This is a genomic window from Cellulomonas sp., assembly GCF_017744555.1.
Lineage (GTDB): Bacteria > Actinomycetota > Actinomycetes > Actinomycetales > Cellulomonadaceae > Cellulomonas.
In genome coordinates this window covers 44,719-67,442 of sequence record NZ_JAGIBD010000019.1, presented here as the reverse complement: position 1 = coordinate 67,442, position 22,724 = coordinate 44,719, and the positions used below count along the sequence as shown (strand labels likewise).

22 protein-coding genes are annotated in these 22,724 nt (G+C 75.0%); 9 read left to right on the top strand and 13 right to left on the bottom strand.

Going from position 1 to position 22,724, the window contains the following annotated elements:
- The 6 genes from J7523_RS13200 to mtrA all read right to left on the bottom strand — a co-directional run.
- The coding region (locus tag J7523_RS13200) for a crosslink repair DNA glycosylase YcaQ family protein (RefSeq protein ID WP_291887286.1) at positions 1–1,245 on the bottom strand (1,245 nt) is incomplete at its 3' end.
- Between the two features lie 77 nt (positions 1,246–1,322).
- Positions 1,323–1,970: a ribosome-associated translation inhibitor RaiA gene (gene raiA, locus J7523_RS13195; RefSeq protein WP_291887283.1), complete on the bottom strand. Its 648-nt coding sequence runs from the start codon at positions 1,968–1,970 to the stop codon at positions 1,323–1,325.
- A 201-nt stretch (positions 1,971–2,171) separates the two neighbouring features.
- Complete coding sequence (locus J7523_RS13190; protein ID WP_291887280.1) at positions 2,172–2,903, bottom strand: phosphoribosyltransferase family protein; 732 nt, start codon at positions 2,901–2,903, stop codon at positions 2,172–2,174.
- A 92-nt stretch (positions 2,904–2,995) separates the two neighbouring features.
- A complete protein-coding gene (locus tag J7523_RS13185; protein WP_291887276.1) occupies positions 2,996–4,669 on the bottom strand; it encodes an LpqB family beta-propeller domain-containing protein in 1,674 nt (557 codons plus the stop codon).
- Positions 4,666–6,402, bottom strand: coding sequence for an MtrAB system histidine kinase MtrB (gene mtrB, locus J7523_RS13180; RefSeq protein ID WP_291887272.1), 1,737 nt, complete (start codon positions 6,400–6,402; stop codon positions 4,666–4,668). Before mtrB ends, J7523_RS13185 begins: the two co-directional genes overlap by 4 nt.
- 19 nt (positions 6,403–6,421) lie before the next feature.
- Positions 6,422–7,105: an MtrAB system response regulator MtrA gene (gene mtrA, locus J7523_RS13175; RefSeq protein ID WP_203749034.1), complete on the bottom strand. Its 684-nt coding sequence runs from the start codon at positions 7,103–7,105 to the stop codon at positions 6,422–6,424.
- Between the two features lie 243 nt (positions 7,106–7,348).
- On the opposite strand from mtrA, the gene J7523_RS13170 reads away from it, so the two are divergent.
- From J7523_RS13170 to J7523_RS13145, 6 genes are all read left to right on the top strand, one after another.
- Entirely contained in the window at positions 7,349–8,494 is a 1,146-nt protein-coding gene (locus J7523_RS13170; RefSeq protein WP_291887267.1) for a glycerophosphoryl diester phosphodiesterase membrane domain-containing protein, read from the top strand.
- Positions 8,491–9,192 carry a DUF4129 domain-containing protein gene (locus J7523_RS13165; protein ID WP_291887265.1) on the top strand — a complete coding sequence of 234 codons (702 nt, stop codon included), beginning with the start codon at positions 8,491–8,493 and terminating at the stop codon, positions 9,190–9,192. Before J7523_RS13170 ends, J7523_RS13165 begins: the two co-directional genes overlap by 4 nt.
- Entirely contained in the window at positions 9,189–10,388 is a 1,200-nt protein-coding gene (locus tag J7523_RS13160) for a DUF4350 domain-containing protein (protein ID WP_291887262.1), read from the top strand. The genes J7523_RS13165 and J7523_RS13160 overlap by 4 nt, the downstream gene beginning before the upstream one ends.
- Positions 10,389–10,705: 317 nt before the next feature.
- The gene (locus tag J7523_RS13155; protein WP_291887309.1) at positions 10,706–11,719 is read left to right on the top strand and encodes a MoxR family ATPase; all 1,014 of its coding nucleotides are present in this window, start codon (positions 10,706–10,708) and stop codon (positions 11,717–11,719) included.
- Positions 11,720–11,726: 7 nt separating this feature from the next.
- Positions 11,727–13,019: a DUF58 domain-containing protein gene (locus J7523_RS13150; protein WP_291887260.1), complete on the top strand. Its 1,293-nt coding sequence runs from the start codon at positions 11,727–11,729 to the stop codon at positions 13,017–13,019.
- A 120-nt stretch (positions 13,020–13,139) separates the two neighbouring features.
- A complete protein-coding gene (locus tag J7523_RS13145; protein WP_291887257.1) occupies positions 13,140–14,324 on the top strand; it encodes a winged helix DNA-binding domain-containing protein in 1,185 nt (394 codons plus the stop codon).
- A gap of 44 nt (positions 14,325–14,368) precedes the next feature.
- Here J7523_RS13145 and J7523_RS13140 read toward each other — a convergent pair whose 3' ends face one another.
- Entirely contained in the window at positions 14,369–15,358 is a 990-nt protein-coding gene (locus tag J7523_RS13140; RefSeq protein WP_291887254.1) for a stage II sporulation protein M, read from the bottom strand.
- Positions 15,359–15,445: 87 nt separating this feature from the next.
- Here J7523_RS13140 and J7523_RS13135 point away from each other — a divergent pair, with 87 nt between their 5' ends.
- Positions 15,446–16,261, top strand: coding sequence for an RDD family protein (locus tag J7523_RS13135; RefSeq protein ID WP_291887252.1), 816 nt, complete (start codon positions 15,446–15,448; stop codon positions 16,259–16,261).
- Positions 16,262–16,330: 69 nt separating this feature from the next.
- On the opposite strand, the gene ahcY is transcribed toward J7523_RS13135, so the two are convergent.
- The 6 genes from ahcY to J7523_RS13105 all read right to left on the bottom strand — a co-directional run bounded on the left by ahcY (position 16,331) and on the right by J7523_RS13105 (position 21,277).
- Positions 16,331–17,812 carry an adenosylhomocysteinase gene (ahcY, locus tag J7523_RS13130; RefSeq protein ID WP_291887249.1) on the bottom strand — a complete coding sequence of 494 codons (1,482 nt, stop codon included), beginning with the start codon at positions 17,810–17,812 and terminating at the stop codon, positions 16,331–16,333.
- Positions 17,813–17,865: 53 nt separating this feature from the next.
- Positions 17,866–18,783, bottom strand: a complete 918-nt coding sequence (locus J7523_RS13125; RefSeq protein WP_291887246.1) for a cation diffusion facilitator family transporter — start codon at positions 18,781–18,783, stop codon at positions 17,866–17,868.
- Between the two features lie 99 nt (positions 18,784–18,882).
- Positions 18,883–19,095, bottom strand: coding sequence for a hypothetical protein (locus J7523_RS13120; protein ID WP_291887243.1), 213 nt, complete (start codon positions 19,093–19,095; stop codon positions 18,883–18,885).
- Positions 19,095–20,555, bottom strand: a complete 1,461-nt coding sequence (locus J7523_RS13115) for a phosphomannomutase/phosphoglucomutase (protein ID WP_291887240.1) — start codon at positions 20,553–20,555, stop codon at positions 19,095–19,097. Before J7523_RS13115 ends, J7523_RS13120 begins: the two co-directional genes overlap by 1 nt.
- A gap of 67 nt (positions 20,556–20,622) precedes the next feature.
- Entirely contained in the window at positions 20,623–20,898 is a 276-nt protein-coding gene (locus J7523_RS13110; protein WP_291887237.1) for a hypothetical protein, read from the bottom strand.
- 4 nt (positions 20,899–20,902) lie between these two features.
- Positions 20,903–21,277: a DUF3499 domain-containing protein gene (locus J7523_RS13105; protein WP_291887234.1), complete on the bottom strand. Its 375-nt coding sequence runs from the start codon at positions 21,275–21,277 to the stop codon at positions 20,903–20,905.
- A 62-nt stretch (positions 21,278–21,339) separates the two neighbouring features.
- Between J7523_RS13105 and J7523_RS13100 the strand changes: the two genes are divergently transcribed.
- Both J7523_RS13100 and J7523_RS13095 read left to right on the top strand, forming a co-directional pair.
- Complete coding sequence (locus tag J7523_RS13100) at positions 21,340–21,849, top strand: metallopeptidase family protein (protein WP_291887231.1); 510 nt, start codon at positions 21,340–21,342, stop codon at positions 21,847–21,849.
- A gap of 12 nt (positions 21,850–21,861) precedes the next feature.
- Positions 21,862–22,719 (top strand): glycosyltransferase family 2 protein, encoded by an 858-nt coding sequence (locus J7523_RS13095; protein ID WP_291887229.1) that lies wholly within the window; start codon positions 21,862–21,864, stop codon positions 22,717–22,719.
- Positions 22,720–22,724 lie beyond the last annotated feature (5 nt).

Sequence of the window (22,724 nt, the reverse complement as noted above, 5' to 3'; positions counted from 1 at the left end):
CTGCTGCAGAGCGCCCGCCAGGTCGCCCCGCAGCGACCCGTCGGGTGCACCGACGGCCACCTTGTCGAGACCCAGCCACCGGGCCATCAGCTCGAGCTCGGCCGTGAGCTCGGGCAGCAGCACGTCGTCGCCCGGGACGCCGGGCACGTCCGTCCGGTGCGCCGCGTGCACCCTGAGCACGCCCGCTCGCCGGTCCGCCTTGAGGTCCAGCAGCGCCGGGATCGTCTCCCCGAGCAGGAACGGCAGCACGTAGTAGCCCCACACGCGCTTCGGCTCGGGCACGTAGATCTCGATCCGGTAGCGCAGCCCGAACATGTCCTCGAGCCGCTGCCGTTCGAAGACCAGCGGGTCGAACGGGCTGAGCAGCGCCGCACCCGTGGCCCACCGCGGCACCGTGGCGTCGCGGTGCCGGTACGCGGGCCGGCCGCCCCAGCCGTCGACCTCGACGGGCACGAGCGCGCCGTCCTCGACGAGCGAGGCGATCGCCGGCACCGCCCGGCGCTGCGGGATGCGGAAGTAGTCGGCGAGGGCACGGACCGTGCCGACCCCGAGCGCGCGCGCGGAGATCTGGACGAGCGCACGCACCGCGTCCTCGTCCGACCGAGCAGGCTGCGCGAGCACGTCCGCGGGGAGCACGCGCGACGTGAGGTCGTAGCGGCGCTCGAACGCGGGGTTCCGGCCCGCGGACGTGACCTCGCCGGTGAAGAACAGGAACTCCAGCACGCGCTTGGCGACCGTCCAGTTCCAGCCCCACTCGGTGCGCGTGGTGGGGTGCTCGGCCTCGAACCGCACCTGCACCTCGCGCGCGGTGAGCGGACCCTGCTCGGCGATCAGCGCGCGGACCTCGTCGACCACCGGTGCGTGCTGGAGCGGCACCTCGGCGATCGCACCCCAGGCCTCGTTGAGGTAGTCGCGCTGGCGCCATTCGAGCAGCCGGAAGGTCTCGGGCGGGACGTACGACGCGACATGCGCCCACGCCTCGACCAGCCGCCGCGGCGGACGACCCGCCGCCCGGTCCACGAGCGTGGTGTCGTACGGCCCGACGCGGCTGAAGGCGGGCACCAGGTGCGCGCGGGCAAGCACGTTGACGGAGTCGATCTGCAGCAGCCCCAGCCGGTCGACGACCTGCTGGAGACCGCGCGCGTCGACCGGGCCGCGCGGCTCCCGGCGACGGCGGTCGAGCCCCTGGGCCCGCAGCGCGAGCCGGCGTGCCTGCGACAGGGAGAGCTGCTCGGGACGGGCCATGACGACATCCTGCCGCGCAGCACCGACACGGCGACGCCCGGCCCCGCGAGGGGACCGGGCGTCGCCGTGCGCGGTGGTCAGCCTGCGACGGCCGCCCCCTGGGCGACGGGTGCGCCCGTCACGGGCATGTCGAGCTTGATCACGCCGTAGCTCCAGCCGCGGCGCCGGTACGCGACCGCCGGCTGGGCGGTCTCCGCGTCGACGAACAGGTAGAAGTCGTGACCGACGAGCTCCATCTCGTAGAGCGCGTCGTCCACCGTCATCGGCGAGGCCTCGTGGACCTTCTCGCGGATGACGACCGGCGAGTCGCCCAACGTCGTCTCGACCGCGCCGTCCGGGCCCACGGTCGGGGCGTCGGGGACGGCGTCGGACAGGTCGTCGGGCGGGCGGACGTCCACAGGCGTCATCGGAGTGTGGTTGCGGTGGTCCTTGCGCCGGTCACGCGTGCGACGCAGGCGCTCGAGCAGCTTCGCGAGCGCGAGGTCGAGCGCGGCGTAACGGTCGTCGGCGCACGCCTCGGCGCGGATCACGGGACCCTTGTCGACGACCGTGAGCTCGACACGCTCACGGCTGCCCGACTGACGAGGGTTCGCCTCGTGCGACACGAGGACGTCGATCCGCTGGGCGCGGGGGGCCAGCTGCTCGACCTTCGCGAGCTTCTGCTCGAGGTGTGCCCGGTACTTCGGGAGCACCTCGGTGTGCCGGCCTGCAACCACGATCTCCATGTGAGCCTCCTGGGAGGTCAGGGGCGGCGTCAGCGCCGCCCGGGCGACATGCACTGTGCTTGCCCCGACGGGGCAATCAGGCGGCACCACCTCCTCCGCAGTCCGGGCTCGTCGACCCCTCAGGGGTGCGGCCCGACACCGTCGGCTCTGACCACCACGGTAAGCCCCGGCGTCGCGCATTATCCAATCCGCAGCGCCGTCTCACCCGAGTGCCACTGGCGTCCGGGGCCGCGTCGCCCCGGGCACGGGCGTGGACGCGAGCGTGAGGCACCCGACGACGTCGGCACCGGCGTCGCGGAGCGCGGCCGTGCACGCCGCGAGGGTCGCCCCCGTGGTCAGGACGTCGTCCACGAGCAGCACCCGGTTGCCCTCCACCACCCGTCGGCCCCGCGCCCGGACGACGACCTGCCCGTGCAGGTTCCGCGCCCGTTCCCGGACCCCGAGCCCGACCTGGTCCCCTCCGCGACGGCGCGCGAGCACGGGCGCGAGGCGCGCGCCCGTCGTCCCCTCGACGACGCCCCGGGCGAGCTCGCCGACGAGGTCCGCGCCCCGGTGACGACGCGCCGCCGCCGTGGAGGGTGCCGGGACCACCAGCAGCACCTCGCCGGGCCGCCGCGGCCAGGTCGCGGCCGTCGCGCGCGCCGCATCCGCGAGCGCCGACCGGAACGTCGGTGTGAGGTCCGCCCGACCACGGTCCTTCCAGGCCACGACCGCACGCCGCACGGGGCCGACGCAGTCGGCCGACGTCCAGACCGGGAGCGGCGCCCGGCCGTCGAGGTGGTCGAGCCGACCGGCGCGCTGCTCGCACCGCCACGGCACGACGGACAGGAGCCGTGCGCACGCGTCGCACCATGGAACGTCGTCGGCGTCGCAGCCGGCGCACGCGACGGGCAGCACGAGCCCGAGCAGCGCCCGGGCCAGGTCGGGTCCCATGCGTCGAGGTTCACCCGCCCCGGCCGTGTGTCGGACGCGCGCCGCCCGGATGGTGGACGGCGATCTCCCCGCGACGGCTGTGGGCGGGTCGGTCAGCCCGGGTAGGCGGGGTCGGCGACGCCCTCGACCTTGGGCACCCGCACCCACGACTGACCGACGAGGCGCAGGAGCCCGCCGTCGGCCGTGCTCACGTACGGCACCTTGCCGCCGGCGACGCCGACGAGGTCACCGACCTCGGGCAGGGCCTTGGTCGGACCGGCGAGGGGCACGCGCTGCAGGGCTGCCGCACCCCCGCTGGTCCCCAGCACGCCGAGCGTCGACTCGTCGAGCCACACGACCGCCCACGCGTCGACGAGCGGGACGCCGACGCGCACCGGCTCACCGACCCACTGCGGGACGCCCGACGCGTCCCGGGTGACGCCCACGACGTCGACCGTGACCCCGTCCGAGCCCCGCGAGACGACCGCGAGCCGGGCACCGTCGCGCGACACCCGCACCGCGGTCACGGCACGTCCCTCGGCCCACTCCGGAGGGATCCGCACGGCCTGCGCACCGGCCCTGCCGGCGAGCAGCTCGCCGGCCGCGTCGCCGGTCCACGCCCACCCGAACCGGTCCACCGACGGCGCGGCGAGGTTCGAGCCCGTCACGAGGGTCTCGGGCGGGGTGCTGCCGGTGGGCATCGTCACGAGCGTGTTGCTGCCGGACAGGAGCACGCGCACCGAGCCGTCGTCGTTGCGGGCCGGGCTGCGCGGGTCCAGGTCGGTCAGCGGTGCGACGCCCTGCACCGGGATCACGTCGTTGCCGCTGAGCTGCACGAGCCGGTCACCCTGGAGCAGGTCGAGGTCACCGCTCGGCGGCGCGGCCCGCTGGAGCGTCGCGGAGCCCTCGTCGGCCTCGAGCGGCACGCCGCCCACCTGCAGCTGCACCTTGCCGACCTCGGGGACCTGCGCCAGCGTCGCCTCGATCTGGGCGAGCAGCAGGGGCCGGTCCGCGTCGAGCACCGCCGAGGTGCGGGCGGCGTCGAGCCCGACCGTGGCGACCCCGGAGTGGTCGACGGGGACGGCCTGCGGCTTGAGCTGGACGCCCTCCGGCACCGCGGTGCGGACCGCGTCGCGCAACCACGGCGACGGACCCGCGAGCAGCGCGCGCACCGCCGACGTCGCGAGGTTCCACGCCGGCAGCCACCGGACCTCGGGCACCAGGTACTGGTTGTCCGGCGACAGGAAGTACAGGGACGTGGCCCGGAACAGGCTCTCGAAGTCCAGCTCGGACACGATCAGGCCCTGGGGCGCGTCCGAGATGCGCCACTGGCCCTCGTCGTCCTGCACGAGCTCGAACTTCAGCGAGTCACGCGCCCCCGCGGGCGCCTCGGAGTAGCGCCCGTCGGCGTCGAGCCGGGCGACCACCGGGGCGTCGACCTGCACCGTCGCGTTGCCGACCGCGGTGATGTCCGGCGTCCCGACGACCACGACGCCCTCGAGCGGCTGCCAGGAGTCGCGGGCGTCGCCCGCGAGGTACAGCCGGCCGACCGCGAACTGGTTGTCCATGTCCAGGGGCGCGTTGATGAGGAAGCTCTCGACGAGCTCGACCGGCTTCGCACCCGGGCGAGGGCCCTCCGCGAGCGACACGATCCCCGCCGGCTCGACGATCTCCGACCGCCCCTCCTGCACCGGGCCCGACGTCGGCACGGCGACGCAGCCGGCGAGCGCGAGCACCGTCAGCGCGGCGAGCAGGAGGGCGCGTGCGCGGCCACGGGCGGTCGTCATCGGACCTCCTGAGGCTGGTCGGTGGGCACGTCGGCGGGGGCGTCGTCGTTGTCGTCGCGCTCGTGCCCGCTCTCGAGGTCGGGGAGCGCGGCGGGGTCGGTGTGCGGTCGGGTCACCGACAGGCGCACCGGGTCCGGCGGTGGCGGGTCGTCGGGGACGAGCGGCAGCGGCGACCCGGTCAGCCGGATGCCCGCGCGACGCGGCAGCGTGAGCCGGAAGCTCGCGCCACGCCCGGGCCGGCCCCACGCCTCGAGCCACCCGCCGTGCAGGTGCGCGTCCTCCAGCGAGATCGCGAGCCCGAGGCCCGTCCCGCCGGTCGTGCGGGCCCGGGCGGGGTCGGCGCGCCAGAACCGGTCGAACACGTGCGAGACCTCGTCGGGCGTCATGCCCACGCCGTAGTCGCGGACGGTCACGGCGACGGCCTGGTCGTCCGCGGCCACGGTGACCTCGACGGCGCTGCCGTCGGCGTGCTCGACCGCGTTGACGAGCAGGTTGCGGAGCACGCGCTCGACCCGGCGCGGGTCGACGTCGGCGACGCAGCGCGTGTCCGGCAGGCGCACGCTCAGCCAGGAACCACGCCGCTCGGCGAGCGGAGCCGAGTGGTCGACGGCGCTCATGACGACGTCGCGCAGGTCCCGACCCTCGGCGTCGAGCACCGCGGCGCCCGCGTCGAACCTGCTGATCTCCAGGAGATCCGCGAGGAGGTCCTCGAACCGGTCGAGCTGGGTCTGCAGGAGCTCGGCCGACCGCTTCACGGCGGGGTCGAAGTCCGCACGCGACGCGTGGATGACCTCACCGGCCATCCGGATGGTGGTGAGCGGCGTGCGCAGCTCGTGGGACACGTCGGAGACGAACCGGCGCTGCACCGCCGACAGCTCCTCCATGCGCCGGATCTGGTCCTGCAGGCTCGCGGCCATCTCGTTGAACGACCGCGCGAGGGTGGCCATCTCGTCCTCGCCGCGCTCGGGCATGCGCTCGGCGAGGTGCCCGTCCGCGAGCCGCTCCGCGACCTCGGCGGCGCGCCGGACCGGGTAGACGGTCTGGCGCGTGACGAGCCACGTCATGCTGCCGAGCAGGATGACGAGCGCCACGCCGGCGAGCGCGAGCGTGCGCTGCAGGAAGTCGAGTCGGTCCTGCTCGGCCTGCAGGCTGTACAGGAAGAACAGCTGGAACGTGCCCACGAGGTGCACCTCGACGTCCTGGCCGACGAGCACCCCGGGTGCGACGCCTCCGCCGTCGAGCGGGATCGCCACGGACTGCCAGTGCTGCCCGCCGTCCGCCGTCGCGTCGCGGAGCTCCTTGCTGACCAGCGGCAGCAGCGCCTCGTCGGACGCGCGCGCGGAGATCGAGACCGCCGACTTCTGCCCCGGGGCGCGGATGAGGAACACCTCCCGCTCGCCGAGGCCGCCGGTGCGCTGCGAGTACGCGACGTCCTTGACCAGCTGCTGGACCTCGGTGGCCGTGGTCGCGTCCGACGAGTCGAACGTGTCCTGCGCCTGCCGCGTGCTGCGCGCGCTCTCCTGGAGCACCTGGTCGATGCGCGCGTCGAACAGCCCGTCCCGCATGCGCTCGCCGACGTACAGCCCGACGACGCCGAGCGCGACGAGGCCGATCGCGAGGGTCGACGCGATGACACGCACCTGCAGCGACGAGCGCCACAGCCGCGGCCACTCGCGGAGCCGTCGACGGGTCCGCGCCCGGACGAGCCGCCAGGCGCTGTTCACCCGCACCACGGCACGGCCCCGTCCCACGTCACGTCGAGGTCACGCCCGCCTTGTAGCCGACACCGCGCACCGTCACGACGATCTCGGGCTGCTCGGGGTCGTTCTCGATCTTGGAGCGCAGGCGCTGCACGTGGACGTTCACGAGCCGCGTGTCCGCGGCGTGCCGGTAGCCCCACACCTTCTCGAGCAGCACCTCGCGGGTGAACACCTGCCAGGGCTTGCGGGCGAGCGCGACCAGCAGGTCGAACTCGAGCGGGGTCAGGGAGACCGGGCGGCCGGCGCGCGCGACCCGGTGGCCGGGCACGTCGATCGTCACGTCGCCGATGGACAGGTGCTCGGGCGCGGGCTCGTCGCTGCGGCGCAGCCGGGCACGGACGCGCGCGACGAGCTCCTTCGGCTTGAACGGCTTGGAGATGTAGTCGTCGGCGCCGGACTCCAGGCCCAGCACGACGTCGACCGTGTCGCTCTTGGCCGTGAGCATCACGATGGGCACGCCGGACTCGGCGCGGATCTGCCGGCAGACCTCGGTGCCGTCGCGGCCGGGAAGCATGAGGTCGAGCAGCACGAGGTCCGGCTGCGTCGCCCGGAACGCCCCGAGCGCCTCGTCCCCGTCCTCGCAGAACACCGGGTCGAAGCCCTCGGACCGCAGCACGATCCCGATCATCTCGGCCAGCGCGGTGTCGTCGTCGACCACCAGCACGCGTCCTCTCATGCGCGCATTCTCGCACCGCGACCTTGGCGGACCGTCCAGTTCGGCCCCGTCGTCCACAGATCACCCGCCGGAGCGCGGGGCGGTCGCGTGTCTGTGCACGGACGGCGCCGTCGGCACGAGGGCCCGTGGCACGATGGGCATCGTCCTGGCCAAGAGCGGGCCCACACGGTGACACCACCGGTGACGTGCGCCCGGACCAGCGACGACGACACGCACCACGACAGCCGAGGGAGCCGCGCTCGCATGACGAGCCCGCACGACGACGCGCCCCGCCCACCCGCGTGGGTGTCCCCGACGGGAGCGCCGCCCAGCGCCCCGCCGCCGCCCGCCGGCCCGGTGCCGCCCGCCGCCCCGGTGCCGCCCGGCTCCTGGGGTCAGCCGGTCCCCCCTGCCGCCACAGGCTGGGGCCCGGCCGTGCCGCCGCCCGTCGCGCCGTCCGGCGGTCCGTGGCGTCCGCCGGCCCTGCAGCCGGGCATCATCCCGCTGCGCCCGCTCGGCCTCGGCGAGATCCTCGACGGCGCGTTCCGCGCGGTCCGCGCCAACCCGCGCGTCATGTTCGGGCTCGCCGCCGCCGTCGTGACGATCGCGGTCGTGCTGCAGCAGCTCACGCGCTGGTACGTCACGGGGCTGCTGGCCGACTCCACGAACCGGTTCCTCGAGGACGCCGACCCGACCGGCGAGCTCGGGATGGCCGACCAGTTCGGGGCGATGGTCGGCAGCGTCATCAGCCTGCCGTTCACCCAGATCGCGACGACCGTCCTCACGGGGCTCGTGATCCTGTCGGTGAGCCGGTCCGTGCTCGGCCAGACCATCACGATCGGCCAGGCCCTGCGCACGTCGCGCGTGTGGTGGGTGCTGGGCTTCACCGTGCTCGCGGGCGTCGCCCAGCTCCTGGGCATCTCCGTCGTCGCCGGCGCCGTCCTGCTGCTGGTACGGCAGAACCAGGTCGGCGCGGCCGTCGCGGTGGGGCTGCTGGGGCTGCTGGCACTGTTCGTCCTGCTGTTCTGGTTCAGCACCCGCACGCTGCTGGTCCCCCCGGCCCTGATGCTCGAGGGCAAGGGCTTCTGGCGGTCCGTCGGCCGGGCGTGGCGGCTCACCCGCGGCAGCTTCTGGCGGCTGCTCGGCACCTACCTGCTGGTCAGCCTCATCGTGGGCTTCGTCAGCAACGTCATCGTGTTCCCGGTCTCGATGTTCTCCGCGCTGATCCTGCAGGATCCGGCCGGCACCTCGTTCGCGAGCATCGTGCTCGTCGGCATCGCGAACGTCGTCGCGCTGACCCTGGCGACCACGTACCTCGCCGCCGTCGTCGCGCTGCTCTACATCGACGTCCGCATGCGTCGCGAAGGACTCGACATCGAGCTGGCGCGTGCCGCGCAGGCGGCCGGGTGACGCTCGTGGCGTGGGCGGCCCACGTGGGCGCCCTGGCGACCGGGGTCAGGCGCGAGGTGCCGGTCGAGCCCGACGCCGCGACCGCACGCCGCTGGGCTGAGCGGGAGCTGGCCGAGCCCGTGTACCACCAGTCGCGCTCGCTGCTCGACCGGCTGCTGGACTGGCTGCTCGGCCTGCTCGACGGCATCCCCGCTCCCGTGGTCTCCCCCGGCGTCTCGCTCGCCGTCGTCATCGGCGTGGCCGTGCTGGTCGCCGGTGTGGTGCTGTGGGCCGCCGGGCCGGTCCGACGGTCGCGCGGGGCTGCGCGGGAGGCGCGGTCGGTGCTCGGGCGCGACGACGCGCGGACCGCCGACCAGCTGCGCGCCGCCGCCGACGCGGCCGCCGCGGCGGGCGACTGGTCGCTCGCGGTCGTCGAACGCTTCCGGGCCGTGGTCCGCGGGCTCGAGGAGCGCACGATCCTCGACGCACGCCTCGGCCGCACCGCCCACGAGGCCACCGTCGACGCGAGCGTCCGCCTCCCGACCCTCGGCGCGGCGCTGGTCGACGGAGGGCGCCTGTTCGACGACGTCGCCTACGGGCACGTGACCGCGACGCCCGACGACGACCGCGTGCTGCGCGACCTCGACCGGCGTGTGCGTGAGACCCGCCCCGTCGCCCCGCAGCGCCGGACCGAGACCGCGTCTGCGGGTGCCCGATGACCGCGGCCCCGCCGGTGGCCCCCGCCGTGGCGCAGCCCGTGGTCGGCGACGGCACCTCCGCGCGCACCCGGGCGTCCGCGCGCTGGCGACGCTCCCGCGCCCCCCTCGCGATCCTGGGCCTGCTGCTGCTCGTCGGGCTGCTCGCGACCCTGCCGGAGCCGCGCACGTCGACCACGGCGGTGGCGCCCGACAACCCCGGACCCACCGGTGCGCGGGCCGCGGCGCAGATCCTGGGGGGGCAGGGCGTCGACGTCCGCTACGTGCGCCGGGTCGCGGACGCCGTCGGTCAGGCGGCGCCGGGCAGCACGCTGCTCGTGGTCGGCGGGCTGTTCCTCGACGACGAGCAGCTCGACGCCCTCGACGGCACGGGGGCCGACCTCGTGCTGGTCGGCAACGCCGACATCGTCGAACGGCTCAGCGACGGCCTCGTGGTCGGCGGCGTCGACTCGGGCTCCGCCGTCCGCGAGGCCCGCTGCGACGACCCCGACGCCACCGCTGCCGGCACGGCGACCGTGTCCGGCGCGCTGCGCGCCACCGCACCGGGTCCGACGGTCTGCTTCGCGAGCGACGACCCCGAGAGCGGCGCGTACGTCGTCGTCGACGGGGAACGGCCGCTCACCGCGCTGACCGACACCGCTCCCCTGACCAACGCGCACCTCGCCGAGGAGGGCAACGCCGCGCTCGTGCTGCGGATGCTCGGCAAGCACGAGCGGCTCGTGTGGTTCGTCCCGTCGCTCGACGACATGAGCACCGGCGGCGGAGGGTCCAGCCCCGCGCTCGGCGACCTCGTCCCACCACGCGTCCGCCTCGTCGGTCTCATGCTCGTGCTGGTCGTGCTCGTCACGGCGCTGTGGCGCGGACGACGGCTCGGCCGCCTGGTCACCGAACCGCTGCCCGTCGTCGTCCGGGCGGGCGAGACCACCCGCGGACGCGGCCGGCTGTACCGGCGCTCGCGCGCGCACGGCCACGCGGCGGCGGCACTGCGCGCCGGCGCGGCGAGCCGATGCGCGACCCGGCTCGGCCTGCCCCGGTCAGCCGGCGCCGTCCCCTTGGTCGACGCCGTGGCCCGGGCCACGGGGCGCGACCCCCGTTCCGTCGAGCACCTGCTGTACGGTCCCCCACCGCGGGACGACGCCGGCCTGGCACGGCTGGCCCTGGACCTGGACCACCTGGAGAGCGAGGTTCACCGACCGTGACCGAGGAGACCCCCGGCATGCCCACGCCCGAGCACCCGCCCGCACCGGCGACCGCGCCCGGCGGCGCGCAGGCGCCCGCCCCCACCGCACCCCCCGCACCGCCGGCACCCGCGTGGCCGGCCGGCCCGGTGGCGGCTCAGGCCCCGAGCGTGCCGCCCGCTCCTGCCGGCCCGGCGAGCGCTGGTGCTGCAACGCCGTCCGCACCCCAGCACCGCGCGCCGCAGTCCCACCCGGCGCCCGGCGTGCCCGCACCCGTGACCCCCACGGCGCCGGCACCGGCGCCGGTCGCGCCCACGCCCACGGCACCTCCGGCGGCGATGCATGCCCCCGCGGCGCCCGCGCCGTTCCCGGCGGCGGGCCACGCGCAGCCGTCCGCCCCGTCGCACGAGCTGCGTGCGGCGCTCGCGGGCGTCCGGACCGAGGTCGCGAAGGCAGTCGTCGGGCAGGACGCAGCGGTGAGCGGGCTCGTCATCGCGCTGCTCTGCCGCGGCCACGTGCTCCTCGAGGGCGTCCCGGGCGTCGCGAAGACGCTCCTCGTCCGGTCGCTGTCGGCGGCGCTCGACCTCGGCACGAAGCGGGTCCAGTTCACGCCGGACCTCATGCCCGGCGACATCACGGGGTCGCTCGTCTACGACGCCCGCACCGCGGAGTTCTCGTTCCGCGAGGGTCCGGTGTTCACGAATCTTCTGCTCGCGGACGAGATCAACCGCACGCCCCCGAAGACGCAGGCGTCGCTCCTCGAGGCGATGGAGGAGCGTCAGGTGTCCGTCGACGGCACCCCGCGCCCGCTGCCCGACCCGTTCCTGGTGATCGCCACCCAGAACCCCGTCGAGTACGAGGGCACGTACCCGCTGCCCGAGGCGCAGCTCGACCGGTTCCTGCTCAAGCTCACGCTCCCGCTGCCCGAGCGGGAGGACGAGGTCGAGGTGCTCGCCCGCCACGCGGCCGGCTTCGACCCGCGCGACCTGACCGCCGCGGGTGTCCGGCCCGTCGCGGACGCCGCGCTGCTCGCCCACGCGCGGGCGGAGGTCGCCCAGGTGCAGGTGTCGCGCGAGGTGCTCGGGTACGCGGTCGACGTGTGCCGGGCGACGCGGCGGTCGCCGTCGCTGTCGCTCGGGGTCTCGCCGCGTGGCGCGACCGCGCTGCTCGCGACGTCGCGTGCGTGGGCGTGGCTGTCCGGCCGCGGGTACGTCACTCCCGACGACGTCAAGGCGCTCGCCCACCCGACGCTGCGGCACCGGGTTCAGCTGCGGCCCGAGGCCGAGCTCGAGGGCGTCAACGCCGAGGCCGTGCTCGACACCGTGCTGGGCTCCGTCCCCGTCCCCCGCTGAGCGCGTCGTGATCTTCACGTGGCGGGCGGTGGTGCTCGCGGCGCTCGGCGTGCCGGTGGTGCTCGTGCTGCCGGCGGCGGGCACCGTGCTGGCGTGGACGCTCGTCGTCGCGGCGGTGTGCGTCGTCGACGCCGTGCTCGCCGCGTCGCCCCGGCAGGTCGCCGTCGAGCGCGACGTGCCTGTCTCCGTCCGGCTGACCGAGCCCGCGGACTCGACGCTCGTCGTGACGAACGTCGGGACCCGTCGGCTGCGTGCGGTCGTGCGGGACGCGTGGCCGCCGTCCGCGTCGGCCCGGACCGACCGGCACACGGTCGACGTGCCGCCGGGCGACGGCCGGCGGCTGCGGACGACGCTCGTGCCCACCCGACGCGGTGACGCGCACGCCGACCGCGTGACGATCCGGACGGCCGGGCCGCTGGGCGTGTCCGGACGGCAGGCGTCGCTCACGGTCCCCGGGCGGCTGCGGGTGCTCCCCGAGTTCGCGTCGCGCCGGCACCTGCCCAGCAGGCTCGCCCGCCTCCGCGAGCTCGACGGGCGTGCGGCCGTGCAGGTCCGCGGGCCGGGCACGGAGTTCGACTCGTTGCGCGAGTACGTGATCGGCGACGACGTGCGGGCCATCGACTGGCGCGCCACGGCCCGCCGGGGCGACGTCGTCGTGCGGACGTGGCGGCCCGAGCGGGACCGGCGCGTGATGATCGTGCTCGACGCGGCGCGGACGTCGGCGGTACGGGTGCTCGACGCGCCTCGCATCGATGCCTCGATCGAGGCCGCGCTGCTGCTCGCCGCCCTCGCGGGGCGGGCGGGCGACCGGGTGGAGCTCCTCGCGTTCGACCGCCGCGTGCGGGCCCGCGCGGCCGGTGTGTCCGGGGCGCGGCTCATGCCGGCGCTCGCAGACGCGCTCGCGAACGTGCACCCCGAGCTCGTCGAGACGGACTGGTCGGGCGTCGTCGGCGAGGTGCGGCGGCGGATGAGCCAGCGCGCCCTCGTCGTCCTGCTCACCGCGCTCGAGCCGGCCGCCGTGGAGCAGGGGCTGCTCGGCGTCGTCGGCCAGCTCACCGAGCGTCACCAGGTGGTCCTCGCGTCCGTGCAGGACCCCGAGGTCGACGCGCTGCGCACCGGCCGTGCCGACGCCGCCGCCGTGTTCGACGCCGCCGCGGCGGAACGCGCGGGGCTCGAGCGGGCGGCCGTGGCCCAGCGGCTGCGGCAGCGTGGCGTGGAGGTGCTCGAGGCCCTGCCCGACGAGCTCGCGCCGCGGCTCGCCGACACGTACCTCGCTCTCAAGGCGGCCGGGCGGCTCTGACCTGCGGTGTCGGCGCCGCGGGTCGCGCCCCCTTGCACGGCCGCCATGGGTCGGCCTCGACGCGGCCCGGGCACGGAGGCGTACCGGCGGTGTGTCGGCGCGTGCCGATACCGTGCCACGGTGACGGTCGACGCGCCCCTGACGAACGCCGAGCTCAACCGTGCGCTCCTCGCCCGTCAGCACCTCCTGGACCGCGCCGACGTCCCCGTGCTCGCGATGGTCGACCATCTGGTCGGCCTGCAGGCGCAGAACGCGTGGTCGCCGTACGTGGGCCTGTGGAGCCGCGTCCAAGGGTTCGTCCACACGAGCCTCGGCGAGACCCTCGTCGACCGCACCGCGGCCCGCATCGCCGTCATGCGCGGCACGATCCACCTCGTCACGGCACCCGACGCGCTGCTGCTGCCCGCGCTGATCGAGCCGCTGTTCCGCAAGGACCTGCTCGTCAACGCGCAGCACGCGGCGCCGCTGCGCACGCTCGACGTCGGCGACGTCACCGCAGCGGCGCGCGCACTCGTGGACGAGCGGCCCCGCTCGACGACCGACCTCGGCGCCCTGCTCGCGGAGCGCTGGCCCGACGTGCCCCCGACGACGCTCGCGTACGCCGCCCGCGGCACGCTGCCGATGGTCCAGGTGCCGCCGCGCGGCGTGTGGGGCCGGTCGGGCGCGACGACGTGGACGACGGCCTGGTCGTGGTTCGGCCCGCAGGCCGCCGCGGCGACGCCCGACGTCACCGACCCCGACGTGCTCGCCGTCGAGCTCGAGCGCCTGGTGCTGCGCTACCTGGCGGCCTTCGGGCCGGCGACGGTCCAGGACGTGCAGGCGTGGTCCGGCCTGACGGGCCTGCGTACGGTCGTCGACCGGCTCGGCGACCGGGTGCTGCAGTTCTCGGCGCCGCCGGCGGCGGGCGGGGTCCGGCCGCGGACCGTCTACGACGTGCCCGACGCCCCTCGACCGGACGGTGACATCCCCGCTCCGGTCCGGTTCCTGCCCGACCTCGACAACGTGCTGCTCAGCCACGCCGACCGCAGCCGCATCGTGAGCGACGAGCGCCGGCGCAGCCTGCAGAGCCGCAACGGCGTCCTGCCCGGCTCGGTGCTGATCGACGGTCGCGTCGGGGCGACATGGGTCGTCCGGCGCACGCGACTCGACGGGGCCGGGCGTACGCGGCGCGAGCTCGCGACGCTCGAGGTCACGCCCCTGGACCCGCTCGACCCCACCCAACGCCGGGAGCTCGCCGACGAGGGTGAGCGGTTCGTGCAGTTCTTCGCTGACGACGCCGCCGAGCACGCCGTCGACGTGCGCTGACGGGAGCCGCCAGGCCGAGCCGAGGGTGCGACCAAGCGAGCGTGTCAGCCGGCGGTGGCCAGCACGTACCCGCCGCGGTCGGCAGTGACGTCGCCCGTCTCCCCGGCCAGGACCGCGCGGCGGCCCAGGACGAGCGTGTAGGCCCAGAACGCCGTCAGGGCGACGACGCCGATGGCGATCTTGAGCCACCACGGCAGGTCGGACCCGGTGACGAAGCCCTCGATGACTCCGGAGACCGCGAGGGTCCCGACGAGCCCGATCGCGACGGTGAACAACGCGCGTCCCTCCTGCGCGAGGGCCCGCGAGCGCGGACGGGGTCCGGGATCGATCCACGTCCAGAAGATCCGCAGGCCTGCGGCCCCGGCGACGAACACCGACGTGAGCTCGAGGAGCCCGTGCGGCGCGATGAGCTGGAGGAACAGCGCGAGCTCGCCGTGCGCCGCCATCATCCCGCCCGCCGCGCCGACCGAGATGGCGTTCGTCGCCAGCATGTACACGGGCAGGATCCCGGTGATTCCGGCGCCGACGCAGACGGCGGCGATCCAGGAGTTGTTGGTCCAGACCGTCGCGGCGAAGCCCGCGCCGGGGTCGTAGTACGCGGCGAACGCGTTGTCGACGTACTCCTGCTGCTGGCTCGGCGTGCCCATCGCCGCGAGGGCCTCGGGCTGCGTCGCGACCCAGACGCCGCTGGCGATCGCGAGGAGCAGGAACGCGGCCATGACGCCGACGGTCCACCACCGGATCCGGTACAGCGCCGCCGGCAGCGACACCTCGACGAAGGCTCGGACGTCGCGCCAGCTCGGCTCGTGCGCCCCGGCGATCGCGGCCCGTGATCGGCCGAGCTGCTGCGACAGCCGGCTCACGAGCTCGGGGTCCGGCGCGGCCGAGCGGATCACCGACAAGTCGGTGGCGGTCGCCTGGTACAGGCGCACGAGCTCGTCCGCCTCCGCGCCCGTCCGCCGCCGCGACCGGGTCAACCGGTCGAGCCGTTGCCACGCCCCGGCGCGGGCCGCCTGGTAGGCGTCGAGATCCATGCGCACAGCCTGCCATCCCGTCGGCCCGATCAACGGCTAGTCTCCCCAGGCGGGGTGCGCGCCCTGCGACGGGACGGGAGGAGGCACATGGACGGCGTCGTCATCGGCGAGGGGGTGCTGCTCGACTCGCAGCCCGCGTCGCCGATCTCCCGCGTCCTGGCCGCGCTCCTCGACCTGGTCGTGCTGGGCGCCGGGCTGTTCGCGCTGGTCTTCGTGGCGGGGATCTCGGGCGTCCTCGACTCGGAGGACGGGTCGGCCATCTTCGGCATCGTGATCATCGCGACGATCACCGTGATCGTCCCGACGACGGTCGAGACCCTGACGCGCGGCCGTTCGGTGGGCAAGCTCGCGGTGGGCATCCGGGTGGTGCGCGACGACGGCGGCCCTGTCGTGCTCCGTCAGGCGTTCGTCCGCGCCCTGGTCGGTGTCGTGGAGCTGTGGATGACGTTGGGCTCGGTGGCGCTCATCGCGTCGATCGTGCACCCGCAGGGCAAGCGGCTCGGCGACATGCTGGCCGGCACGTACGCGTTGCGCGTGCGCGGCGCGACGAAGATGCGTACCGCGGCCCCGATGCCGCCGTGGCTCGCCGGCTGGGCCGCGCGGGCCGACATCGCGCGTCTGCCTGACGGGCTCGCCCTGTCGGTGCGCCAGTTCCTCGTCCGCGCCGCGAAGCTGCACCCCGCCTCGCGCGTGCAGCTCGGCGAGCAGCTCACCGCCGAGGTGCAGCGGTACGTGCACCCGTTGCCGCCGCCAGGCACGCACCCGGAAGCGTTCCTCACGGCGGTGCTGGCCGAGCGCCGCGAGCGCGAGCTGCGGACGCGCCTCACGGCCGCCCACCGGGACGCTCTCGAGGCAGACCTGCTGCACCGCCTCCCGTACGGGGTCCCCGACCCCGCCCAGTGAGCCGGCCCGGCGCCGGCGCCCGACCAGGGCACCGGCACGGCAGACCAGGGCACCGGCGCCGCACCCCCGTCAGTAGCGGTAGTGCTCCGGCTTGTACGGGCCGTCGACGTCGACCCCGAGATACTCGGCCTGCGCCTTCGTGAGCTCGGTGAGCCGCACGCCGAGCGCGTCGAGGTGCAGCCGGGCCACCTTCTCGTCGAGCACCTTCGGCAGCCGGTACACCTGCCGCTCGTAGGCGTCCTGCCGTGTGAACAGCTCGACCTGCGCGATCACCTGGTTCGAGAACGAGTTGCTCATGACGAACGACGGGTGGCCGGTCGCGTTGCCGAGGTTGAGCAGCCGCCCCTCCGACAGCACGATGATCGACCGTTCGGGCCGCCCGTCGGCCGCCGGGAACGTCCACTCGTGCACCTGCGGCTTGATCTCGGTCCGCACGACGCCCGGCACGGCCGCGAGCCCGGCCATGTCGATCTCGTTGTCGAAGTGGCCGATGTTCCCGACGACGGCCTTGTCCTTGAGCGCGGTCAGCTCGGCGACGGTCACGACGTCCCGGTTGCCGGTCGTCGTGATGACGAAGTCGACCTCCCCGACGACGTCCGCGAGCCGGGTCACCTGGAAGCCGTCCATCGCGGCCTGGAGCGCGCAGATGGGGTCGACCTCGGACACGATCACTCGCGCCCCCTGCCCGCGGAACGCCTCGGCCGCGCCCTTGCCGACGTCGCCGTACCCGCACACGAACGCGACCTTGCCGCCCATGAGCACATCGGTCGCGCGGTTGATGCCGTCGGGCAGCGAGTGGCGGATGCCGTACTTGTTGTCGAACTTCGACTTGGTGACCGAGTCGTTCACGTTGATCGCGGGGAACAGCAGCCGGCCCGCCTCGGCGAGCTGGTAGAGCCGGTGGACGCCGGTGGTCGTCTCCTCGCTGACGCCGACGATCCCCTTCGCGATGCGGGTCCAGCGCTGCGGGTCGGCGTCGAGCCCCCGGCGCAGCACCCCGAGCACGACCGTGAGCTCCTCGGACCAGCCGGGGTCGCCGGGCCGCGGGCCGTCCGGGACCGCGCCCGCTGCCTCGTGCTGCACGCCCTGGTGGACGAGCAGGGTCGCGTCGCCGCCGTCGTCGAGGATGAGGTTCGGACCCTCGTCATCGGGCCACAGCAGCACCTGCTCGGTGCAGTCCCAGTACTCCTCGAGCGACTCGCCCTTCCACGCGAACACCGGGACGCCCGCGGGCGCGTCGATCGTGCCGTCGGGACCCACGGCGACCGCGGCGGCGGCCTCGTCCTGCGTCGAGAAGATGTTGCAGGACGCCCAGCGCACCCGGGCGCCGAGCGCGACGAGCGTCTCGATGAGCACCGCCGTCTGCACGGTCATGTGCAGCGACCCGGCGATGCGAGCGCCCGCGAGCGGCTGCTCGGGCCCGAGCTCGGCACGCAGCGCCATGAGCCCGGGCATCTCGTGCTCCGCGAGCCGGATCTGGTGCCGCCCGGCCTCCGCCAGGCTCAGGTCGCGGACCTTGTAGCGGCCGGGGATCTCGCTGAACACGGTCATGTCACTCCTCGCTCACGGTCGGGTGCGTCGTGCGTGGTGCGTCGTGCGGTGGTTCACGTGTGTCGTCGTAGGTCGGGCTCCAGGTAGATCACTGTGGCGATGGGGACGGCGGCCCGCACGCGCTGCTCGGCGGCGTCGATCGCGGCGGCGACGTCGGCGGCGCTCTCGGTGGCGGACACCTCGATCTTCGCGCCCACGAGCAGCTCGTCGGGTCCGAGGTGCATGGTGCGCAGATGGATCACGGACGGTACGCCGTCGCCGACGAGCGCACGCTCGATGGCCGCGACGTCGGCGCCGGTCGCGGACTCCCCGAGCAGCAGCGACTTCGTCTCGACGGCCAGGACGGCGGCGATGCACACGAGGAGCAGACCGATCCCCGCCGAGCCGGCGGCGTCCCACCGGCCGTCACCGGTGAGCAGCGTGAGCCCGACGCCGACCATCGCGAGGACGAGCCCGATGAGGGCGCCGAAGTCCTCGAGCAGCACGACGGGGATCTCGGGGGCCTTCGCCGACCTGACGTACTGCACCCACGACTGCCGGCCGCGCGTGTGGTTCGCCTCGCCGACGGCGGTCCGGAACGAGAGCCCTTCCATGACCATGGAGGCGACGAGCACGACGAGCGGCACCCACCACCAGCGCCCCTCGATCGGGTGCGGGTCCTGCCACTTCTCCCACGACTCGAACAGCGCGAACAGGCCGCCGAGCGAGAACAGCACGATCGACACGATGAACGCGTAGACGTAGCGCTCGCGCCCGTAGCCGAACGGGTGGCTCGGGTCGGCGTCGCGACGGGCACGGCGTCCGCCGAGCAGCAGGAGCAGCTGGTTGCCGGAGTCGGCGACCGAGTGCACCGCCTCGGCCAGCATCGAGCTCGACGACGTGAGCAGGTACGCGACGAACTTCGTCACCGCGATGCCCAGGTTCGCCGCGAGCGCGGCGAGGATCGCGCGCGTCCCGCCGCCGTGCGCCATCCGCAGGTCCCCCGTCCGTGAGGCGCGCCCGGCACCACCGGGCAGCCGCAGCCTAGGCGACGGCGGGCCTGGGCGGGACGAATCGCCCGGACGGGAGCGTCAGGCGGTGACCTTGCGCGCCTCGTCGGCGAGCAGCACCGGGATCCCGTCGCGCACCGGGTACGCGAGCGGGTTGTCCGGGTCGGTCGAGACGAGCTCCGGGGTGCCGTCGGGCCCGACGCCGTCGACCAGCGTCGCGCCCGTCACGGGGCAGCGCAGCAGGTCGCGGGCCCACTGCTCGAGCGGGAGCGCCCCCGTGGCCTCGTCCTCCATCACGCCTCCTGACGCACCAGCGCGAGCACGTCGTCGCGCACCTTCTCCATGATGTCCTCGTCGGCCGCCTCGACGTTGAGCCGGAGCAGCGGCTCGGTGTTGGACGCCCGCAGGTTGAACCACCACTGCGGCTGGCCGTCCCAGTGCGACACGGTCAGGCCGTCGAGCTCGTCGACCGTGACGGGACCGGCACCCTGCTGCGTCACGTACGCCTCGACGACGCGGGCGCGCGCCTCCTCGACGGACGTGACGCGCGAGTTGATCTCCCCGCTCGCGACGTACGGCTGGTACTGCTCGGCGAGCGCGGACAGCGGGTGCGGCTGGCCGCCGAGCGCGGCGAGCACGTGCAGCGCCGCGAGCATCCCGGTGTCCGCGAAGAAGAACTCGCGGAAGTAGTAGTGCGCACTGTGCTCGCCGCCGAACACGGCCTCGTGCTCGGCCATCTGGGCCTTGATGAACGAGTGGCCCACGCGCGTGCGCACGGTGCGGGCGCCCGCGGCCGTGAGCAGGTCGGGCACGACCTGCGACGTGATGAGGTTGTGGATCACGGTCGGCGTGCGGCCCGCCGCCTGCTCGCGCGCCACCTCGCGGAGGCCGACCAGGGCGGTGATCGCGGACGGGGACACCGGGTCGCCGTTCTCGTCGATCACGAAGCAGCGGTCGGCGTCGCCGTCGAACGCGAGGCCGATGTCGGCGCCGTGCTCCACGACCGCGGCCTGCAGGTCGCGCAGGTTCTCGGGCTCGAGCGGGTTGGCCTCGTGGTTCGGGAACGTGCCGTCGAGCTCGAAGTACAGCGGCACGACCTCGAGCGGCAGGGCCGGCAGACCCGCCTGGGTGCCGAGCACCGCGGGCGCGGTGTACCCGCCCATGCCGTTGCCCGCGTCCACCACGACCTTGAGCGGCCGGATCGCCGACAGGTCGACGAGCGAGCGCAGGAAGCCGGCGTAGTCGGCCAGCATGTCCTCGTCGCTCACGGTGCCCTGCGCGTCGGGCGCCACGGTCTGCGGCAGCCCGCTCGCGAGGTAGTCCCCCGCGAGGTCGCGGACGCGTGCGAGGCCCGAGTCCTGCCCGACGGGCCTAGCGCCCGCGCGGCACAGCTTGATGCCGTTGTACTGCGCGGGGTTGTGGCTCGCCGTGAACATGGCACCCGGGATGTCCAGGGCACCCGACGCGTAGTACAGCCCGTCCGTGGACGCGAGGCCGATGCGGAGCACGTCGACGCCACGGCCCGTGAGCCCCTCCGCGAACGCCGCCACGAGGTCCGGCCCGGACGGGCGCATGTCGTGCGCGACGACGACGCGCGGCCGCCCCTGCGCCTCCGGCAGGACGACGACCTCGGCGAACGCGGCGCCGATCGCGCGCGCCACCTCCGGGTTCAGCTCCTGCGGCACGACGCCTCGGACGTCGTAGGCCTTGATGAGGGCGGACAGGTCGACCCGGTCGGGAGAAGGTGAGGTCACCCCGGCATCGTAGTGGGCTCGGCCGCCCCGGCCTCGACCGCGCCCGGCAGTCGAGCCGGCGCACCCGTCACGCGGTGTCGCCGCCGATCTCCCCGCGGCCGAGCGGCACACCCTCGCCGTCGAGCGCGAACCAGTTCGTCTGCTCGCACGAGGGGCACGACACGAACACGGCGAGCCGCCCACCCACGAGCGTCATCCGGATCCGGGTGAGGTCGCGCTCGCCGCACCGCAGGCACGCCTCGGTGCCCGGCACGACGGGACCCGCGGCCTGGCTCAGCGAACCGAGCGGCTCCGCCTGCTGCGCGGCACGAGCCCGCGCGGCGTCCCCCCGCCGCCGCGCCACGACGTCAGCCGCCCTCTCCGCGCAGCACCCGCAGATGGCCGCGTCGCGGGGCCTCCGCGAGCGCCGGGGCGACCGCGTCGGGGACCGGTGACGGCTCGGGTGCACGGCCACGCCCCGCCTCACGCACCGCGTCGGCGAGCGCGAGCAGGTCGTCGCGGCTCGGAGCAGCCGGGCCGAGGTCCGGGGTGAGCCGCACGACCTCCCAGCCGCGCGGGGCGGTGAGCCGCTCCGCGTGCTGGACGCACAGGTCGTACGAGTGAGGCTCGGCGTGCTGCGCGAGCGGTCCGAGCACCGCCGTCGAGTCGGCGTAGACGTAGGTCAGGGTGGCGACGGCGGCACGGCCGCACGCGGTGCGCGAGCACTGCCGGACGGATCTCACGGGCCGACCGTACAACGGGGTGCCGACCCGGCGCGTCGGCCACGCCGGATTACAGTGCTGACGTGACCTCGAACCCCTCGCCGCACGCCCGTCGGCCCGTGCTGGGCCGCCGGATGGGCGCCGCCGCGGCGCGCGCGGGCGGCGGTGCCGTGGTGCAGCCGATCCGCCGCCGTGACCGGCGTGGACGCGGTCCGCGCGGGCCCCTGATGCCGACGACGATGCCCGCCTACCGCACCCGTGCCGAGCGGTTCGACGACCTCGTCCTCGACGCCGTGGAGCGGCTCGAGCGCGGCTGGGCCAAGCAGCTGGACGGGACCGAGTTCGCGGTCGAGGACGTGCCGCCGTCGAACCCCGCGCCATGGGAGCGCGGCGGCGTCCCGCTCGGCCGGTACTTCCCGGCGGACGCGGGGCTCCCCGCGCGGATCGTCGTCTACCGCCGGCCCGTGGAGTCGCGGGCGTCCGACCCGCTCGACCTGGCCGACCTGGTCCGCGACGTCGTCGTCGAGCAGGTCGCGCACATGCTGGGCCGGTCGCCGGAGGACGTGGACCCGGAGTACGGCGAGGGCCACTAACCTGTCCGGACGATGAGCACCGCCACCTCCGCCACCGTCCGCGTCGTCTGCGTCGTCTACCACCCCGGCCCCGAGCTCGACCGGTTCGCCGCGACCCTCGCGAGCGCGACCAGCGCACCCGTCGAGCTCGTGCTCGTCGACAACGGCGACGACCACACCGTCGCGCGGGAGGTCGCCGAGAGGCACGGCGCCCGCGTCGTCGTCACCGGCGCCAACCTCGGCTACGGGGGCGGCGCCAACCGCGGCGCGGACGATGCGACGGGACCGTGGGTCGTCGTCGCGAACGCGGACCTCGAGTGGGAGCCCGGATCGCTCGACGTCCTCCTGGAGGCGGGCGCCGCCGAACCCCGGGCCGGTGCGCTCGGGCCTGCGCTGCTCAACGTCGACGGCACGGTGTACCCGTCGGCCCGCGCGCTTCCGTCGCTCACGCAGGGCGCCGGGCATGCGCTGCTCGTGCGACTGTGGCCCGGCAACCCGTGGACCCGCGCGTACCGCGCCGCGCAGCAGCACACCGGCGAGCGGCGTGCCGCGGGCTGGTTGTCGGGCGCGTGCCTGCTGCTGCGCCGGGAGGCGTTCGCGCAGGTGGGCGGCTTCGACGAGGGCTACTTCATGTTCTTCGAGGACGTCGACCTCGGCGAACGCCTCGGGCGGGCCGGCTGGACGAACCTCTACGTGCCCGCCGCCCGGGTCACGCACGTGGGCGGGACGTCCTGGCGTGCGCGCCCCGCGTCGATGATCTCGGCGCACCACGCGAGCGCGGCCCGGTACGTCGCGCGGCGGTACCCCCACTGGTACCAGTGGCCGGTGCGGACGCTCACGTCGCTCGGGCTCCGGCTGCGCGAGCGGGCGGAGCTCCGCGCCGCCCGCTGAGCCGC

What these genes read in the sequence shown, in the direction of transcription:
- mtrA (WP_203749034.1), bottom strand. Translation starts at nt 7,105, where the DNA reads ATGAGAGGACGCGTGCTGGTGGTCGACGACGACACCGCGCTGGCCGAG.
- ahcY (WP_291887249.1), bottom strand. Translation starts at nt 17,812, where the DNA reads ATGACCGTGTTCAGCGAGATCCCCGGCCGCTACAAGGTCCGCGACCTG.
- J7523_RS13185 (WP_291887276.1), bottom strand. Translation starts at nt 4,669, where the DNA reads ATGACGACCGCCCGTGGCCGCGCACGCGCCCTCCTGCTCGCCGCGCTG.
- J7523_RS13120 (WP_291887243.1), bottom strand. Translation starts at nt 19,095, where the DNA reads ATGGAGGACGAGGCCACGGGGGCGCTCCCGCTCGAGCAGTGGGCCCGC.
- J7523_RS13125 (WP_291887246.1), bottom strand. Translation starts at nt 18,783, where the DNA reads ATGGCGCACGGCGGCGGGACGCGCGCGATCCTCGCCGCGCTCGCGGCG.
- J7523_RS13135 (WP_291887252.1), top strand. Translation starts at nt 15,446, where the DNA reads ATGGACGGCGTCGTCATCGGCGAGGGGGTGCTGCTCGACTCGCAGCCC.
- J7523_RS13160 (WP_291887262.1), top strand. Translation starts at nt 9,189, where the DNA reads ATGACCGCGGCCCCGCCGGTGGCCCCCGCCGTGGCGCAGCCCGTGGTC.
- J7523_RS13190 (WP_291887280.1), bottom strand. Translation starts at nt 2,903, where the DNA reads ATGGGACCCGACCTGGCCCGGGCGCTGCTCGGGCTCGTGCTGCCCGTC.
- raiA (WP_291887283.1), bottom strand. Translation starts at nt 1,970, where the DNA reads ATGGAGATCGTGGTTGCAGGCCGGCACACCGAGGTGCTCCCGAAGTAC.
- J7523_RS13170 (WP_291887267.1), top strand. Translation starts at nt 7,349, where the DNA reads ATGACGAGCCCGCACGACGACGCGCCCCGCCCACCCGCGTGGGTGTCC.
- J7523_RS13095 (WP_291887229.1), top strand. Translation starts at nt 21,862, where the DNA reads ATGAGCACCGCCACCTCCGCCACCGTCCGCGTCGTCTGCGTCGTCTAC.
- J7523_RS13155 (WP_291887309.1), top strand. Translation starts at nt 10,706, where the DNA reads ATGCATGCCCCCGCGGCGCCCGCGCCGTTCCCGGCGGCGGGCCACGCG.
- J7523_RS13140 (WP_291887254.1), bottom strand. Translation starts at nt 15,358, where the DNA reads ATGGATCTCGACGCCTACCAGGCGGCCCGCGCCGGGGCGTGGCAACGG.